This is a genomic window from Kaistia algarum (genome assembly GCF_026343945.1).
Classification (GTDB): domain Bacteria; phylum Pseudomonadota; class Alphaproteobacteria; order Rhizobiales; family Kaistiaceae; genus Kaistia; species Kaistia algarum.
Map to the genome: position 1 here is coordinate 449,028 of NZ_JAPKNJ010000001.1, position 16,840 is coordinate 465,867.

Annotated in this window: 15 protein-coding genes; 7 read left to right on the forward strand and 8 right to left on the reverse strand. The window is 67.3% G+C overall.

Features of this window, described 5'->3' with window-relative positions:
- Positions 1 to 75 precede the first annotated feature (75 nt).
- Positions 76 to 789, forward strand: coding sequence for a ribonuclease HII (locus tag OSH05_RS02325; protein WP_104218648.1), 714 nt, complete (start codon positions 76 to 78; stop codon positions 787 to 789).
- A 10-nt stretch (positions 790 to 799) separates the two neighbouring features.
- On the opposite strand, the gene OSH05_RS02330 is transcribed toward OSH05_RS02325, so the two are convergent.
- From OSH05_RS02330 to OSH05_RS02350, 5 genes are all read right to left on the reverse strand, one after another.
- On the reverse strand, positions 800 to 1,285 hold the full coding sequence (locus tag OSH05_RS02330; RefSeq protein WP_104218649.1) for a F0F1 ATP synthase subunit B family protein: 486 nt from the start codon (positions 1,283 to 1,285) through the stop codon (positions 800 to 802).
- Positions 1,286 to 1,297: 12 nt separating this feature from the next.
- On the reverse strand, positions 1,298 to 1,936 hold the full coding sequence (locus OSH05_RS02335) for a F0F1 ATP synthase subunit B (RefSeq protein ID WP_104218832.1): 639 nt from the start codon (positions 1,934 to 1,936) through the stop codon (positions 1,298 to 1,300).
- 115 nt (positions 1,937 to 2,051) lie between these two features.
- Positions 2,052 to 2,279, reverse strand: a complete 228-nt coding sequence (locus OSH05_RS02340; RefSeq protein WP_104218650.1) for a F0F1 ATP synthase subunit C — start codon at positions 2,277 to 2,279, stop codon at positions 2,052 to 2,054.
- A 59-nt stretch (positions 2,280 to 2,338) separates the two neighbouring features.
- Positions 2,339 to 3,091 carry a F0F1 ATP synthase subunit A gene (locus tag OSH05_RS02345; RefSeq protein ID WP_104218651.1) on the reverse strand — a complete coding sequence of 251 codons (753 nt, stop codon included), beginning with the start codon at positions 3,089 to 3,091 and terminating at the stop codon, positions 2,339 to 2,341.
- A gap of 50 nt (positions 3,092 to 3,141) precedes the next feature.
- Entirely contained in the window at positions 3,142 to 3,468 is a 327-nt protein-coding gene (locus OSH05_RS02350; protein WP_323181340.1) for an AtpZ/AtpI family protein, read from the reverse strand.
- Between the two features lie 292 nt (positions 3,469 to 3,760).
- Here OSH05_RS02350 and OSH05_RS02355 point away from each other — a divergent pair, with 292 nt between their 5' ends.
- From OSH05_RS02355 to smc, 3 genes are all read left to right on the forward strand, one after another.
- Positions 3,761 to 4,270 carry a DUF721 domain-containing protein gene (locus tag OSH05_RS02355; RefSeq protein WP_104218653.1) on the forward strand — a complete coding sequence of 170 codons (510 nt, stop codon included), beginning with the start codon at positions 3,761 to 3,763 and terminating at the stop codon, positions 4,268 to 4,270.
- A 126-nt stretch (positions 4,271 to 4,396) separates the two neighbouring features.
- Positions 4,397 to 5,032 carry a DsbA family protein gene (locus tag OSH05_RS02360; protein ID WP_266352026.1) on the forward strand — a complete coding sequence of 212 codons (636 nt, stop codon included), beginning with the start codon at positions 4,397 to 4,399 and terminating at the stop codon, positions 5,030 to 5,032.
- A gap of 69 nt (positions 5,033 to 5,101) precedes the next feature.
- Positions 5,102 to 8,563: a chromosome segregation protein SMC gene (gene smc / locus OSH05_RS02365; protein WP_104218654.1), complete on the forward strand. Its 3,462-nt coding sequence runs from the start codon at positions 5,102 to 5,104 to the stop codon at positions 8,561 to 8,563.
- Between the two features lie 78 nt (positions 8,564 to 8,641).
- Here smc and OSH05_RS02370 read toward each other — a convergent pair whose 3' ends face one another.
- Positions 8,642 to 10,117 carry a pyruvate kinase gene (locus OSH05_RS02370; protein ID WP_104218655.1) on the reverse strand — a complete coding sequence of 492 codons (1,476 nt, stop codon included), beginning with the start codon at positions 10,115 to 10,117 and terminating at the stop codon, positions 8,642 to 8,644.
- Positions 10,118 to 10,259: 142 nt separating this feature from the next.
- On the opposite strand from OSH05_RS02370, the gene mutY reads away from it, so the two are divergent.
- Positions 10,260 to 11,357: an A/G-specific adenine glycosylase gene (gene mutY, locus OSH05_RS02375; protein ID WP_104218656.1), complete on the forward strand. Its 1,098-nt coding sequence runs from the start codon at positions 10,260 to 10,262 to the stop codon at positions 11,355 to 11,357.
- 48 nt (positions 11,358 to 11,405) lie between these two features.
- Here mutY and OSH05_RS02380 read toward each other — a convergent pair whose 3' ends face one another.
- On the reverse strand, positions 11,406 to 14,138 hold the full coding sequence (locus OSH05_RS02380) for a hypothetical protein (protein WP_133163092.1): 2,733 nt from the start codon (positions 14,136 to 14,138) through the stop codon (positions 11,406 to 11,408).
- A 217-nt stretch (positions 14,139 to 14,355) separates the two neighbouring features.
- Between OSH05_RS02380 and OSH05_RS02385 the strand changes: the two genes are divergently transcribed.
- On the forward strand, positions 14,356 to 14,973 hold the full coding sequence (locus tag OSH05_RS02385) for an HAD family hydrolase (protein ID WP_104218658.1): 618 nt from the start codon (positions 14,356 to 14,358) through the stop codon (positions 14,971 to 14,973).
- 38 nt (positions 14,974 to 15,011) lie between these two features.
- Entirely contained in the window at positions 15,012 to 15,542 is a 531-nt protein-coding gene (locus tag OSH05_RS02390) for a DUF1993 domain-containing protein (RefSeq protein ID WP_165801548.1), read from the forward strand.
- A 12-nt stretch (positions 15,543 to 15,554) separates the two neighbouring features.
- Here OSH05_RS02390 and OSH05_RS02395 read toward each other — a convergent pair whose 3' ends face one another.
- Positions 15,555 to 16,679, reverse strand: coding sequence for a site-specific DNA-methyltransferase (locus OSH05_RS02395; protein ID WP_104218660.1), 1,125 nt, complete (start codon positions 16,677 to 16,679; stop codon positions 15,555 to 15,557).
- Positions 16,680 to 16,840 lie beyond the last annotated feature (161 nt).

Sequence of the window (16,840 nt, forward strand, 5' to 3'; positions counted from 1 at the left end):
CTCCCTTTAGAGAGGTGAAGCGTAACCACCCTCCCCCGCCTTGCTTCCGCGCCCATGATTGCTGACAGTCGGTCCATGGCCCGCCGTCCTGCCGAATCACCCTTGCTGTTCGAACTCCCCCCTGCCCCGACCGATTCGATTGAGCGGCGCCTGCGGCGGCTTGGCTCGAAGCGGGTTACCGGCATCGACGAGGCCGGGCGAGGGCCGCTGGCTGGGCCGGTCGTGGCGGCGGCAGTTATTCTCGACCCGCGCAACATCCCCGAAGGCCTCGACGATTCGAAGAAGCTCAGCCGCCCCGAACGGGAACGACTATTCGCGCTGATTCTCGCCAACGCGGTCGTTTCCGTTGCGGCGGCTTCGGTTGGGCGGATCGGGGCGACCGATATTCGCCAGGCGACGCTCTGGGCGATGCGCCGCGCCGCAGCCGGGCTACCGCTGGTCCCCGACTACGCCATCGTCGACGGCATTGACGTACCACCGGGGTTGCCCTGCGCCAGCGAGGCGCTGGTCAAGGGCGATGCGCGCTCCGTCTCGATCGCGGCGGCCTCGATCGTCGCCAAGGTGACGCGGGACCGGATGATGATCCGCGCCGCCGGCCATTTCCCGCGCTACGGCTTCGACCGCCACATGGGCTATGGCACGGCCTTCCATCTGACGGCCTTGCGCGAGCACGGCGCCTGCGCGCTGCACCGGACGACCTTCGCGCCGGTTCGGGCCGTGCTCACCAACGAAAACGCCGCCGGATGGACCGGCGGCGTGATTTTCGAAGAGCTGATTCTCGCCGAGTAAAGCAAAGGCCTCAGTTGAGGCGCTTCTTGACCTCGTTGATCGCGGAGGCAACCAGGCCGACGCCCGCGCCAGCCTTCACCTTGGCGGCCATGATCTTCTCGGCAGCGGCGATGGCGACATCGGCCGACAGCGAGCGGACTTCGGCGAGCGCCTGATGCTCGGCCTGGGCGATCTTGTCCTCGGCCATGCGGGTGCGGCGGGTGACGTAGTCTTCCAGACGGGCTTTGGCTTCCTCGGCGAGCGCGGCAGCCTCGCGGCCTGCCTGATCGACGATCGAGCGAGCCTCGACCTCGGCATCCTTGGCCCGCTTCTGGTAGTCCGCGAGCAGCGCGGCGGCTTCCTCGCGAAGGCGCTTGGCCTCGTCGAGTTCCTTGGCGATCAGGGCCGAGCGGTTGTCGAGCGCCTTGGCCAGCGTCTTGTGGACGCCGAGATAGCCGATCAGCACAAAGAACAGGATCAGCCCGACAAGCGCGAAGAATGTAGCATCGAACTCCATGGTTCCGCCCTCCTACTTGGTCGCAACCGCGGCGACGGCGGCCTTGACCTCATCCGAGGCCGGCTGCTGTCCGATGAGAGCCTCGACGACCGCGCTCGCGGCCTCTTCGGCAATGGCGCCCACATCGGCAAGCGCCTTGGACTTGATGTCGCCGATCCGCGTCTCCGCCTCGGCGAGCTTGGCGGCAACGTCCGCCTCGATCTCGACGCGGCGCTTGTCGGCCGCCGTCTTGGCCGCATCGGTCGCCGTCTGGGCGATCTTCTGGGCCGAGCCGCGCGCCTCGGTGAGCGATTTTTCATAGGCGGCGAGCGCCGCATCCGACGAGGTGCGCAGGCGCTGCGCCTCGGCGATATCATTCGCAATCCGCTCGGCGCGGCCCTCGACGATCGAGCCGATGCGCGGAGCGATCACCCGCTTCATCAGGATGTAGAGCACACCGAAGCAGATGATGAACCAGAAGATCTGCGAGGGGAACGTGTGCGTGTCAAAGGGCGGAAACGGGCCCTTATGTTCGCCGCCATGCCCGACTTCGGTATGAGTCGCAGCTTCGGCCGGAGCCGCGCCGGTCTCGGCATGACCCGTTGCCGGGGCAGCCGCGCCTTCAGCCGCCGGCGGAGCCGTGGCCGGAGCTGGTGCCGATTCTTGCGCCATGGCGGCGCTGACGAGCCAAGTCATCAAAGACCCCGGTTCAAACGGACGACGTCGTGCGGCGGAAACGCCGCCGCACGCGAACAGCCTTCAGGCCGGCCAGAGCCGGCCCGCCGGATTAGACGACAAACAGCAGCAGCAGGGCGACGAGCAGCGAGAAGATGCCCAGCGCTTCCGTCACGGCGAAGCCGAGGATCAGACGGCCGAACTGGCCGTCGGCAGCCGACGGATTGCGCAGAGCGCCCGACAGGAAGCTGCCGAAGATGTTGCCGAGGCCGAGGGCCGCGCCGGCCATGCCGAAGCAAGCGAGACCAGCACCGATGTACTTGGCGGCGATCGGATCCATTTGCATTCTCTCCTTCAGGGGTAATTCGAAATCGTGTTGAGGGGTGCCGTGCGGTGGCCCTAGTGGCCGGGATGCAGGGCGTCGTTCAGATACATGCAGGTCAGGATGGTGAAGACATAGGCCTGCAGGAATGCGACGAGGAACTCAAGCGCCGTGAGCGCCACGGTCATCGCCAGCGGCACGATGGCGCCACCGATGCCGACGGCACCGAGGCTGGCCAGCGTCACCACGAAGCCGGCGAACACCTTCAGCGTGATGTGGCCGGCGAGCATGTTGGCGAAAAGACGGACGGAGAGGCTGATCGGCCGCGAGAGGAACGAGATCACCTCGATCGCGGAAACGAGCGGTATCACCGCGCCCGGAACGCCATGCGGCACGAAAAGGCCGAGAAAGCCGATGCCGTGGCGATAGAAGCCATAGCCGACCACCACCAGCATCACCGTCATCGCGAGCGCGAAGGTGATGATGATCTGGCTGGTCGCCGTCAGGAAATAGGGGAACATCCCGAAGAAATTGGCCATCAGGATGAAGGAGAACAGCGAGAAGACGAAGGGGAAGAAGCGCATCCCCTCCTTGCCCGCGCTCGACTTCAGCGTGTTGGCGACGAATTCGTAGCCGAGTTCCGCGACCGACTGGACGCGCCCGGGGACGAGACTCTTCTTCGAAGTCGCGAAATAGAGGAAGCCGGTGACCACCGCGACGTTGGCGATCATGGACAGAGCGGAGTTCGTGAAATGGAACTCCATGCCGCCGAACTGGCCGAGCGGGAAATACTCGTGGATCTGAAACTGATGGATCGGATCGTTCGCCACCGAGCCCGCCTTTTCCTTCTATCGCCGCGGCATCGGCCACGGCTCCGTATTCAATCCTTGCCGCCGCCAGGACGGCGGTTCAACCGCTCTTCCGGCTGGGACACCTTGCCGACCGCCCTTAGCACATTCAGGACGCCCGCAAAAAAGCCAAGCAACAGAAGCACGATAAGTCCCCAGGGGGACGTACCGAGAAAATGATCGCAGAGCCAGCCCAAACCCGCGCCGACCAGGACGCCAGAGGCAAACTCGCCCGCCACCCGGAAAGCCAGCCCCATTCCCTGCATGCCGCCGGATGGTGCCGCCTTGTCGGCCTCGCGCTTCTGCTCTTCCGCAACCTTGTCGAGCTTGCTTCCGAGCTTGCGCAGCCTTTCGGACAACGCGGCTTCGTCTTCGGCGGAACGTCTCCCCCTGCCCCCGTCACCTTGCGAACCCGACTCGCTCATCGCGCCACCCTCGCCAGGCAATGGATACAGGGCATACTTCGCGCCTTCCCCGAAACCGCGCGCACAATAGTGACGGCATCATGGCGTGTCAAGGCGAGTCGGCCCGATCGTAACTATATGATTCGTCTGTAATTTCTCTAAAGCAGCATACCCCTTCTCGTTCAATGCGGCGCGGCTTTGGCGGGGCGCCCTTCCCCTTCGGGCGGCGTCGTGCGACACCTTCGGCATGGCGGAGACGACACGAAAAGGCGACAGACGCGAGGCACGGCCGATCGGCGCGCTGATCGGCAGCGTGATCGATCCGATCTGCGCCAAGCGCGGCTTCGCCTCGGCCGATCTGATCGGCGCCTGGGACGAAATCGTCGGTCCGCGCTACGCCCGCGTCACCCAGCCGGAGAAGATCGCCTGGCCGCGCCGCGAATCGGCGTCCTCGCGCGGCGCCACGCTGATCGTCCGCGTCGATGCCGGCATGGCGATCTATCTCCAGCACGAGACGACCTTGATCCTGGAAAAGGTCAACGCCTTCCTGGGCTTCGCCGCCATCTCGACCCTCAAGATCGTGCAAGGCCCGGTCGAGCCATCCTCGCGCGCCGCCGACCGTACCGCACCGGCGCCGATTTCCGCTCGTTCCGAGGCCCATATAAAGGAGTGTGTCGAGGCGATCGACAGCGACCCGTTGCGCGAGGCGCTGGAACGGCTCGGCCGCGGCGTCTTCCGGGCGGTCGAGAGATTGTGAAGGCGCGCGCCCGCACGCTCGCCGCAATTTTTGTGGCAATGCATTGCGCAGGCGTGGCAATCGTTTCGCCGCAAAGCCATAGCGCGCGGCGCCCGGCGCAGCGCACGACCCAAGGAGACTGTGATCGTGCCGTTCAATCGTAGAGCGTTTCTCACCGGACTGGGCGGCGCCGCATTGGGAGCCGGTGCTCTGGCGGCGCTCCCTGCGGGCGCCTTCGCCGCCGACAAGGTCGATATTGCCGAGCTCATGAAGCCCGGCCCGCTCGGCGACCAGAGCCTCGGCCCGGCCGATGCTCCGAACACCATCGTCGAATATGCGTCGCTGACCTGCACGCATTGCAAGCATTTCCACGACACGACGTGGAAGGACCTGAAGACGAAATATATCGACACCGGCAAGGTGCGCTTCATTCTGCGCGACTTCCCGCTCGATCCGCTCGCCACCGCCGGTTTCATGCTGGCCCATGCGGCGCCTGGCAACAATTTCTACCCGATGGTCGACCTCCTCTTCGACCAGCAGGCCAACTGGGCTTTTGTCGATGCCCCGGTGCCGGCGCTGCTAAACCTTGCCAAGCAGGTCGGTTTTACACAGGAGACTTTCGAGCTGGCCTTGAAAAACCAGGCGCTGCTCGATGCAGTGAACGCCGTCAAGGATCGCGGCGCGAAGACCTTCGGGGTCGACGCGACGCCGACCTTCTTCATCAACGGAGTGAAGGCACCGGGTGCTCTTACGCTCGAAGAAATCGAGAAGCTGCTCGTCTGACGCAGCCCTCCATCCGACTGGCCATCCGCCCGCCGGGCGGGTGGCCTTTGTCTTTTTGACGGCCGCGCCATGAAGTTCACGCGGCTTCGCCTCATCGGCTTCAAATCCTTCGTCGAGCCTTCCGACTTCGTCATCGAGCCGGGCCTTACGGGCATTGTAGGGCCGAATGGCTGCGGAAAATCGAACCTCGTCGAGGCGCTGCGCTGGGTGATGGGCGAGAGCTCGTACAAGAACATGCGCGCGTCCGGCATGGACGACGTCATCTTCTCCGGCAGCGGCAATCGCCCGGCCCGCAACACCGCCGAAGTGACGCTCTTCGTCGACAACGCTGCCCGCAAGGCGCCGGCCGCCTTCAACGATGCCGACCAGCTCGAAGTAACGCGGCGGATCGAGCGCGAGGCCGGTTCAGTCTACAAGATCAACGGCCGGGACGTGCGCGCCCGCGACGTGCAGCTGCTGTTCGCCGACGCCTCGACCGGCTCGCGCTCGCCGGCCATGGTCGGCCAGGGCCGGATCGGCGAGCTGATCTCGGCCAAGCCCCAAGCGCGGCGCGCGATCCTGGAGGAAGCCGCCGGCATTTCCGGCCTTTATTCGCGCCGCAACGAGGCGGAGCAACGGCTTCGGGCGGCCGAGACCAACCTCGAACGGCTGGAAGACGTCGTCTCCGAAATCGAGGCGCAGTTGGAGGCCCTCAAGCGCCAGGCGCGCCAGGCGAATCGCTATCGAAATCTCTCCGGCGATATCCGCCGCGCCGAGGCGACCGCGCTGTATCTGAAGCTCGCCGCCTCGGGTGAGCAGGTGCGCGCGACGCAAATGGCGCTGGAGGCCGCCGATCGCCTCGTCACCGAACGTACCGAGGCACAGGGCAAGGCGGCGCGCGACCAGGCCGTGGCCGGCTCTGCCCTGCCGGCGCTGCGCGAGGCCGAGGCTGCCGCCGCCGCCGCGCTGCAAAGGCTCGTGCTCGCCCGCGACGCGCTCGACGCCGACGAAAAGCGGCTGCGCGAGCGGATCGCCGATCTCGACCGCCAGATGGCGCAGGTGCGCGGCGATATCGAGCGCGAGGCGCGCATGGCGCGCGAGAATGCTGGCCTCGTCGAAAAGCTGGACCTTGAGCGGACCGAGATCGAATCAGGCGAGGCCGATATTGCCGCCCGACTCGCCAAGGCGCGGGAAGCGCGGGAAGCGGCCGAGACGGAACTGGCGGGCCGCGAGGCGCGGCTGACGGAAGCCAGCGCCGCCCATGCGGCCCTCGTCGCCCGCCGGGGAGAATTGCAGCGCGGGGCGCGCGAAGCCGGCGAGCGGCTGGCCCGCGCCCGTTCGCAACTGGCCGAGGTCGAACGCGAGAAGACGTCGCTGGACGGCCAGATCGCAGCCCTGCCCGGCATGACGGGATTGCAGGCCGGCGCGGCGGAAGCTGAGGCCGCGCTCGCCGCCGCCGAGGCCCGCACGAGCGCGGCGGAACGCGATTCGTCTGCCGCCCGCGAGGCCGAAGCGGCCGCGCGCGGTCCGCTGACGGAGGCCGAGCGCTCGCTCGCCGCGATCGAGACCGAGGCGCGCACGCTGTCCAAGATCCTCGGCGCCGGCACGATCCAAGGCCGCCGGCCGCCGATCCTCGATTCGCTCTCCGTCGAACGCGGCTTCGAAGCTGCGTTAGCGGCGGCGTTCGGCGATGGGCTCGACGCCTCGGACGATCTTTCTGCCGTCACGCATTGGCGAAACGTGCCGCCGCTCGCCGGCGACCCGAAGCTGCCGGCCGGGGCGACGCCACTCGCCGATAAGGTCACGACCCCTGCCGTGCTCGCCCGCGCTTTGGTGCAGATCGGCATCGTCGCCCGCATCGAGGGCCCGATGCTGCAGGCGATGCTGGCACCGGGGCAGCTCCTCGTCTCGCGCGAGGGGGACCTCTGGCGCTGGGACGGCTTCGTCGCCACCGCCGACGCGCCGACCGCGGCGGCGCAGCGCCTCGCCAGCCGCAATCGCCTCGCCGAACTGGAAACGGAAGCCGCCGCAGTGCGCCAGCTCACAGCCGAGCGGCGCGAGGCGCTCGACCGCACCGCCCAGGCCGCCCGTTCCGCGCTCGACGCCGAACGACAGGCGCGCGAAGCCGTTCGCGGCGCACGGGCGCGGCTGGACGAGGCGCGAAACCGGCTCGCCATTGCCGAGCGCGAGGCCGGGCGGCTGACGGCGCGGCGCACGGCCGTCGAGGAAGCCCGCCAGCGCTTCGCCGATTCGCTAACCGAGACCGAGGCTCAGCACCATGCCGCCGAAGCCGCGCTGGCGGAGGCCGCCGATACCAGCCGCGCCGAGCAGGAAATGGCGCTCGGCCGCGCCGCCGTCGCCGAAGCCCGCGCCCTTCTCGCCGAGGCGCGCGCCACCGCCGACCAGATGGCGCGAGAGAGCGACAATCGCCGCCGCCGCCTCTCGGCGATCGCGGATGAGCGCAAGGGCTGGATCCAGCGCGCGGCGGGGGCCGAGAGCCAGCTCCGCGTTCTGCAGGGTCGGCTCGGCACGATCGAAGCGGAGCGGACGACCCACGCCGATTCGCCGGCCGAGATCGAGACGAAGCGCCGTGCGCTGCTCACCGCCATCCTTAAAGCCGAGGGAGAACGGCGCGAGGCGGCCGAGCGACGCGGCGAGGCCGAGGCCGGCAGCGTCGCGGCGGACCGGGCAGCGCAGGCAGCACTGGCCGAGCTGTCGCAATCGCGCGAGCAGCGTGGCCGTTCCGAGGAGCGGCTGAAGGCGGCCGAGGATCGCCGGCAGGAGATCGGCGCCCGCATCGTCGAGATCCTCGATTGCGAGCCGCATGAGGTCGCAAAGCTCGCCGAGATCGACCTCGCTGCGCCGCTGCCCGATCTCGCCCAGGTCGAAACCCGCCTCGAAAGGCTGAAGCAGGAGCGCGAGAAGCTCGGCGGCGTCAATCTGCGCGCCGAGGAGGAGGCGACAGAGACCGCCGCGCGGCGCGAGACGCTGATCACCGATCGCGACGACCTCATCGAGGCGATAAGGCGCCTGCGCCTCGGCATTGCCAGCCTCAACCGCGAGGGCCGCGAGCGGCTATTGGCCGCTTTCGAGGTGGTGAATGCCGAATTCCAGCGGCTCTTCACCCATCTCTTCGGCGGTGGCACGGCCGAGCTTCAGCTCACCGAATCCGACGATCCGCTCGAAGCCGGCCTCGAGATCATGGCCCGCCCGCCGGGCAAGAAACCGCAGACCATGACGCTTCTCTCCGGCGGCGAGCAGGCGCTGACGGCGATGGCGCTGATCTTCGCCGTCTTCCTCACCAACCCGGCGCCGATCTGCGTCCTCGACGAGGTCGACGCCCCGCTCGACGACCACAATGTCGAACGCTTCTGCAACCTCCTCGACGAAATGGCCCGCTCGACCGACACGCGCTTCGTGACCATCACCCACAACCCGATCACCATGGCGAGGATGAACCGGCTGTTCGGGGTGACGATGGCGGAACGAGGGGTGAGCCAGCTCGTGTCGGTCGATCTGGAGGCGGCGGAGCGGTTTCTGGAGGCGGGGTGAGGCGACTACCCTTCCTTCCCCTCTCCCGCGCGAGAGGGGAAGCCGCTGCCGTAGGTCGCCAAAGCTCCCGACGCCCCCCTACCAGCTCATCAGTTTCCGAAGCATCGGCGTCTTCTTGTGCTGGTTCTCGCCCATGCGCGCGAGGAGGCCGTCCAGTTCGGTGATCGCCTCGAACAGATGCGGGCCCTTGTTGAGCATGACGCATTCGGCTCTGGCCGCCATCGCCGCGTCGGTCATTTCGCCGCGCGAGGGATAGCCCTTCTTGATCAGATGCTCGAGCACCTGCGTCGCCCATATCACCGGCACCTGTGCCGCCTCGCCGATCCACAGGATCTCCTCCTGGATTTCGGCGAGCCGGGCGAAGCCGATCTCCACCGCAAGGTCGCCGCGGGCGATCATGATCGCAGTCGGCTGGCGGCCGGCGGCGCGCACCACGATCTCGGGGAGATTGGCGATGGCCCGCGTCGTCTCGATCTTCAGCACCAACGACAGTTTCTGCCAATCCGGGCGGATCCTCGCCAGGGTCTCGTGCAAGAGAGCGACATCGGCCTCCGACTGCACGAACGAGAATTCGATGCCGTCGGCATGGGCGGCGATGAAGGAAAGGTCCTCGACGTCCTTGTCGGTGAGCGCGGGGATCTGGAAGTCAGTGTCGGGGAAATTGACGCCCTTCTCCTCCTTCAGCTTATAGCCATCTTCGTCCGGCGAGGCATTCACTCGGACGACAATGCCCCAATCGGCGACGCTCTCGACGATCGTGCCGAGCTTGCCGTCGTCGATGAAGACCCGTTCCTCCGGCTTCGCGGCGGCGAGCGCCTGCGGCAGCGTGCATTCAACGGCGAGGATGCCTACCGGCGCTTCGGCAAGGCGGCCCGGCGCGGCGATGGCGAGGCGCTCCTCGAGCTGGATGCGCTTGCCTCCATCCAGCGGGTGGATTGCGCCGGTGCGGATCTTCGGTCCGGCGAGATCCATCAGCACCTTGATCGGGCGTCCCGTGGCAAGGCTTGCCGCATGGGCGAAATCGATCATGCGCTTCCACGCCGCCGCATCGTCATGGGCGCAGTTGATGCGGATCGCTTCGACGCCGAGTTCGGCCAGCTTCCGCATGAAATCCGGCCCGTCTGCCGCCTCGCTCGGGCAGGTGACGAGGAGATGGACGGAACGATGGGCGGCGGAGGGGCCGAGGATCTCCTCCGTCCGCTCGGCAAGGCGCTTCTCGCCGATGAAGAAGGCTTCTTCGGAGGAGACCGGCTCCAGCGGCGCGCCCGCATTCAGCGCCTTCAGGACGGCGCCGACAGCATGGAGCGTCGGCATGACGCGGCTCTCCAGCCGACCGACCGAAGAGAGGCCATGCACCATCAGGCTGCGCTGCAGCGGACGGATGTCGCGGCTGCGCAGCGCCAGATATTCGGCAAGGTTGGCGGCGCTGTCGCGAAACGCCTCGCGCCCGATCCAGGGCGACCAGTCGTCGAGACGAGCATCGCCCTCGGCGCGGACGGCCTTTGTGAGCAATGAGACATCGTGTTCGAGCTGCTTCAACGGCGGTATCGGCATGGCGGCACTCCGGATGGGTGATGCGAGAGCTTGGCGCGGCTCGGCTTCATGAACATGACGGCGTGGAAAGCGCCTTGCTCCCGATCAAAGGCCGGCCATCGCCGGGCTGGCGGAGAGGCCTTCCCTCGCCCAAAATGGGCGGATGATTCCGCCACGCCACACCCCCTCCCCCTCCCCCTCCGATCTGCTCGCCTGGTATGATCGCCATGCGCGGCGGCTGCCCTGGCGCACTGGCCCGCGCGAGCGCGCCGCGGGCGTCAAGCCGGACCCCTACCGGGTCTGGCTGTCCGAAATCATGCTGCAGCAGACCAACGTCACCACGGTGAAGCCCTATTACGAGGCCTTCCTCGATCGCTGGCCGCGCGTCGCCGATCTCGCCGCCGCGCCGGTCGACGACGTCATGCGGGCCTGGGCCGGGCTTGGTTATTATTCGCGGGCGCGCAACCTCAAGGCCTGCGCCGATCAGGTGGCCGGCGAACTTGCGGGCGTCTTTCCGTCCAGCGCCTTAGGGCTGCGCGAGCTTCCCGGCATTGGCGATTATACGGCGGCGGCGATCGCGGCCATCGCCTATGACGAGCCGGCGGCGGTGGTCGACGGCAATGTCGAGCGCGTGATCGCGCGCGTCTTTCGCATCGAGACGCCGCTTCCCGCCGCCAAGAAGGAAATCCGCCGCCTGCAGGCCGAACTGACGCCTGAGAAGCGCGCCGGCGACTATGCGCAGGCGATGATGGATCTCGGCGCCACCATCTGCACGCCGAAGAAGCCGGCCTGCTCGCTCTGCCCGTGGAACGGCGCCTGCGCAGCCTATCGCGCGGGAGATGCCGAAACCTTCCCGCGACGAGGCGCGAAGGCTGTCAGGCCGGAGCGGCGAGGCGCGGCCTATGTGGCGGTTCGGGAGGATGGCGCGGTGCTGCTCCGGAAGCGCCCGGAGCGCGGCCTGCTCGGCGGCATGGCCGAGGTGCCGGGGAGCGAATGGTCCGAGGGTTTTCTTATCGACAAACGGCACTCTGCCGCGCCGATAGAAGCCGGCTGGCAGCGGACCTCCGTCCCGGTCAACCATGTCTTCACCCATTTCGGGCTGACGCTCGACGTCTTCACGGCCAGCATCGACAATGCGCTTGCCGCTCCGGAAGGCCATTGGTGGTCGGCGCGGCACGACCTGCCGCATGAGGCGCTTCCGAGCGTCATGAAGAAGGTCGTGGAAGCGGCGCTGCCGGGAGCGACGCGCAAAAAGAAGTGACGGCCGGAAATACCGGCCGCCACCCTCCTTCTTCAACCGAACCAGGCCCTATTGCGGCGCTGGATCCTGCGGCGCCACCATCATCTTGCCCGGCACCATCAGCTGGATGCCCTGCTGGCGCAGGACCGGCGGTTCGGGGTTGTCGTTCTGCGGCGTCTCGATCCGGATCGGCACGCAGCGACCATCCCGGGGCACGGTTCCCTTCTTGCACAGCGGTCCGGGGTTGATGACCGTGATGCACCGGCCGTTCACGAGGCGCTCGCCGGGCTCGCATTTCGGCGGGATCGGGCGGATCGGCAGGTCGGGCCGCAGCACCGGTATGCACGTGCCGCCCTTCAGGACGAAGCCCGGCGAACAATCGATCACCACCGGCGGGCGGCAGACACCGTTCCGCAGGATCAGGCCCTGTGGGCAGACGCAGCGGCCACGCTTGTCGCGCAGCTGGCCCTCAGGGCAAGGCTGGACGACGGGCGGTGGCACGCAGCGGCCCTTGCGCTGGATCGTATTCGGCGGGCAGACGCAACGACCCTTCGCATCCCGCACCTTATCCTCCGGGCAAGGCTGAACCACCGGCGGCGGGACGCAGATGCCCCGCTTCAGGATCAGGTTCGGCGGGCAGACGCAGCGACCTTTCGCATCCCGCACCTTGTTCTCCGGGCAGGGCTGAACCACCGGCGGCGGTACGCAGACGCCCCGCTTCTGGATCAGGTTCGGCGGGCAAACGCAGCGGCCCTTGGGTCCCGCAACAAATCCGGGCGGGCACTGCTTCGGCGGCGGCAGGCACTCGCGACCCTTCTGCACGAGGTTCGGCGGGCAGACGCAGCGGCCGGCCCGATCCTGAACGAAGGGACGACGGCACTCCGGCGGCAAGCAGCGGCCAGCCCGGTCGCGCTGCCAGAATTCCGGGCAAGGCGGCGGCAGGCAGCGCCCATCCCGCGTCTGGACCATTCCCGGCGGGCAAGCTGGCGGCGGCACGCATTTGCCGCGCAGATAGATCTCGCTCGGCGGGCAGCCGCAATAGCCGTTCGGCATGCGGACGAGATCGCCAGGGCAGGCCCAGGGCAGGCAACGACCGTTGACGAAGGTCTCGTAACGATCGCAGATCCGAGGCGGGGGAATGCAGGCGCCGTTGACGCGGACCATGTCCGGCGGGCAGCCGACCACGACGCAATAGCCGTCGCGGAAGCGGGTTCCGGGCGGGCAGCGCGGCGGCAGCAGGCAGGCGCCGCCGACGAGCATCGTGCCGACCGGGCAGTTGACGATGACCGGCGGCGGGGGCGGCGGGATTTCGGCCCGCACGCCACCCTGACAGGCGACAACGGCGAGCGCGCCCATATGGCCCGCATTCAGCGGGTCGCCCGGCAGGTCGTCATAGTCGACGAACCAGCTCGCGATTGGTGGCACATTGGCGGGAGCGACGAGCGAGGGATCGTTGCCTTGAAGTCCGTCGACCGGGTCGTTCGAGGCCCCATCGCCGAGCAGCTTCTCGCCCGTCGACCACAAGGTGGCGCGGCACTGATCCAGCGCGATCCGGCCGTTGGCATCATAGCCACGACCGAGCACGATACCGCCATCGGCATTGCGGTGCTCGGGGGCGAGGCCGATCGCGTAGGTCTCGGGATCCGGAAGCCAGAAGCCGGGATTGCCGTCCGGCACCGGCTTCGGCAGGAAGCGCAGCACACGGCTGTCGCCGCCCGTCGCAAGGGCTTGAAAATCATAGGCACCGGTCGGCGGCGAACGCTCGGCCGCATAAAGCCGCCCCTCGCCGTCAAAGGCGATCTGGGCGACCTCCATGCCAGCCTGCAATGCCGGAACGGCGAGCTCGAAGCGCGCATCGGCGGCAAAGGACCCGTCCGCCGCAATGCCGACCGACCAGATCTCGGGGCCGGCCGCGACGGCATAGTAAAGCCGGTCGTCCTGGACGGCGAGGCCGAAGACCAGGCGCTCCGGATCGGCAAAACCCCAGGTCGCCGGCTGCTCCGTGTCGAAATCGGATGTCGTGATATCGACCGAAATCGGCGCCAGCGGCGCATCCGGCAAACCCGCCGCTGGCCGCGCCTCGACGCCATGGTCGAAATTGCCGCGATCCTTCCCGTCGAGCCCGAGCCTATGGATCAGGCCGGTGGCCCGGTCGGAGACGAAGAGCTGCTGGCTTTTCGGATCAAAGGCGAGCGCGCCGAGCGACGCGGGCAAGCCATCGCCGATATTGGCAAAATTCGTCGCCTGGCCGCCGGCACCGTCGATGCGCCAGATCGAGCCCGGCCCGCCGCCCTCAGCCGACGGGCCGAACATTCCAGGAATATAGGCGGCGCCGCCATCGCCCTGACGCAGTCGCTTCACCGCGCCGGACGGGTCGGCAACGCCGATCGAAAGCCCGTAGGCAGCCGTCGCCGCGAGATAGATGTTGGGCGCCTGCGCGTCGTCGAGCGCGACGCCAAATACCTGGCCGATCTCGGCCGCGGTCACGGTGAACGGCTTCGAAACCCGCGAGAGCCCGCCCTGCGGGCCAAGCCGCGATACGTCGACGATGCGGGCCGAAGGGCCGTTGGGCGCGATGATCTTGTAATCGAGGGGATCGGCCCCGGTGGGAGTCGCGCCATCGGCAAAGCCCGAAAAGCCCGTGGCCACGATATCTTCCGGCCCCACGATCGCCTGCTGCGCCCAGGCTGCGGGCGCGGCGAACGAGGCGAGGATCAGGGCAAAGGCTGCGGCGAGGGACCGGCGGCGCCGGGTCCGAGCAAAATCTCGCGGTGGGCGGGCCACCGGAACGGCAAGGCTCATGATCATCCTCCGAGGCGTCGATCGCTGCCGGCAGGTTCCCGCCGGCCTGCGATCCGAGGCCACCTCCTGGCCTCCTCGAGCAGGCGAACCTACCCTCGGCCGGCAGTGTCCGCCCGTCCCGGCTTATGCGCAGTGACTGCTATCACAGAGCCGTCATGCCCTTGCGATACCGCCGGAAAGCCGCCATGAGCATGGCACTCGAACCGGGAAACGCGTCATGACCGAGATCCGCCACATCGTTTTCGACATCGGCAACGTGCTCATCCGCTGGGACCCGGAAATCGTCTATGGCCGCCTCATCCCGGATGCCGAGGCGCGCCAGCGCTTTTTCGACGATGTCAGCATCCATGAATGGAATCTCGAGCAGGATCGCGGCCGCAGCTGGGAGGACGCGGAGGCGGCCGTGATCGCCGATTTCCCGCATCACGAGGAGAACATCCGCGCCTGGCGAAGCAACTGGCATGAGATGGTGCCGGGACCGATCGAGGAGAGCGCCGCCATCCTGGAAACGTTGATCGCCTCCGGCCACGACGTGACGGCGCTGACCAATTTCGCCGATGACACCTTCACCGAGGCCCAGCAGCGCTTCCCCTATCTGAAGAGCTTTCGCGGCATCACCGTTTCAGCGAAGGTGAAGCTGGTGAAGCCCGATCTCGCAATCTACCACCTGCACGCCGAGAGCCACGGCCTCGACCCGGCCGGCATCCTGTTCTTCGACGACATGCCGGCCAATATCGAAGCAGCCCGCGCCGCCGGCTGGAACGCCGAGCGATTCGTCGATCCGGCGACGATGAGGGCGGATCTGAAGCGTTATGGGATCAAGCTGCTGGCGTAGCTCGCCTGGCGACTGGCGGCGGCAGGAGCGAGGGCTGCGTGGCCGATCTCTACAACCTCTCCGTCCCGGTCTTGATCCGCTATCTCGGGCGGCTCGACGGCATGCTCGGCTGCCTCTCCGCCTATGCCGCTGATCAGGGTCGAGACGAGGCCACGTTCCTGGTGCTGTCGCTGAGCGACGGCATGTTCGACCTACGCCGTCAGGTCCTGATCGCGGCAGACTTCACCGTCCGGTCGTTGCGGCCGATCGCTCCGGCGCTGGAAGCGCTGCCTTCAGCCGAGGCCACGTCCGTGGCGGAGCTCCGCTTGCGGATCGCCGAGCGGATTGCGGCCCTCTCCGCGCTGCGGCCCGAAGATATCAACGGGAAGGAATCAAGCCTCGTTTGCGAACGGGCCGGCGAGGCCCGGTTCGAATCCGATGCGATGACATTCGTCACGCAATACGCGCTGCCGAACTTCTTCTTTCACCTGGTGACGGCCTTCGCGATCCTCCGCATGGCCGGGGTTCCGCTCGGCAAGGCGGATTTCGACGGTTTCCACAGCTACCCGCCCGATTTCCGCTTCATCTGAGCGAACCCGCCATCAAGCCCCCGCCGCCGCCATCTCGTCGCGGACGATCTTGCGCAGATCGTCGATCAGCGTCAGACGGCCGTTGTGGTGGACGTGCCAGAAGGTCCACCCATTGCAGGCATCGAAACCCTGGACCAGCGCGCCGACACGGTGGATCGAGCCGACCCGGTCGCCGGATTCCAGCGAGCCATCGGCCCGCACGCGGGCTTGGTGACGGCCGCGCGCATCGGTCAGGACCGAGCCCGGAACGACGAGGCCCATTTCGAGCAGCGAGCCGAAGGGAACGCGCGGCTCCGACCTTTTGCCTTTCAACAATTCGAGCGACGCGGCCGGGGCGGTCTCGACAGCTGCGATGCGGGCCGTGGCGGCGTCGATATAGGTCTGCTCGCGCTCGACGCCGACATAATGACGGCCGAGACGCTTGGCCACGGCGCCGGTCGTACCCGAGCCGAAAAACGGATCGAGCACGACGTCTCCGGGCTTGGACGAGGCGAGCAGGACGCGCGCCAGAAGCGCCTCCGGCTTCTGGGTCGGGTGGATCTTCTTGCCATCGTCGTCCTTCAGCCGCTCGCCGCCGGTGCAGATCGGCAGCAGCCAGTCGGAGCGCATCTGAACGTCGTCATTGAAGGCCTTCATAGCCTCGTAATTGAAGGTGTAGCGCGAGTTCGGCGCGCGCGAAGCCCAGATCATGGTCTCATGCGCATTGGTGAAGCGCTTGCCGCGGAAATTCGGCATCGGGTTGGTCTTGCGCCAGACGACATCGTTCAGGATCCAGAAGCCGAGATCCTGCAGCATCGTGCCGACGCGGAAAATGTTGTGATAGGAGCCGATCACCCAGATCGCGCCATCGGGCTTCAGCACGCGTCGCACCGCCAGGAGCCAGGCGCGGGTAAAGGCGTCATAGGCCTCGAAGCTGGCGAACTTGTCCCACTCGTCGTCGACGGCATCGACAACTGACTGGTCAGGGCGGGTCAGGCCGCCTTCGAGCTGGAGATTATAGGGCGGGTCGGCGAAGACGACATCGATCGAGGCAGAGGGCAGTTGTTCCAACGCCGCGACGCAGTCTCCCTTCAAAATCGTATCGATGAAGGCGGGACGCACCGCCACGCTTTCCGTCTTCGTCCGCAACGCACGCATCCGCCACTCCCACGCAACGCCCACATGCCGACATGGTTAGCGAACAGGGTGAAGGTCGGGTTAGGAAGCATGGTTAACCAATTGTTTCGCAGAACCGTGGCAAAGGGGACATCGTTTCGCCGAAACTCTTCGTCTATGGTGCGATCCGATCCGGCCCCCGA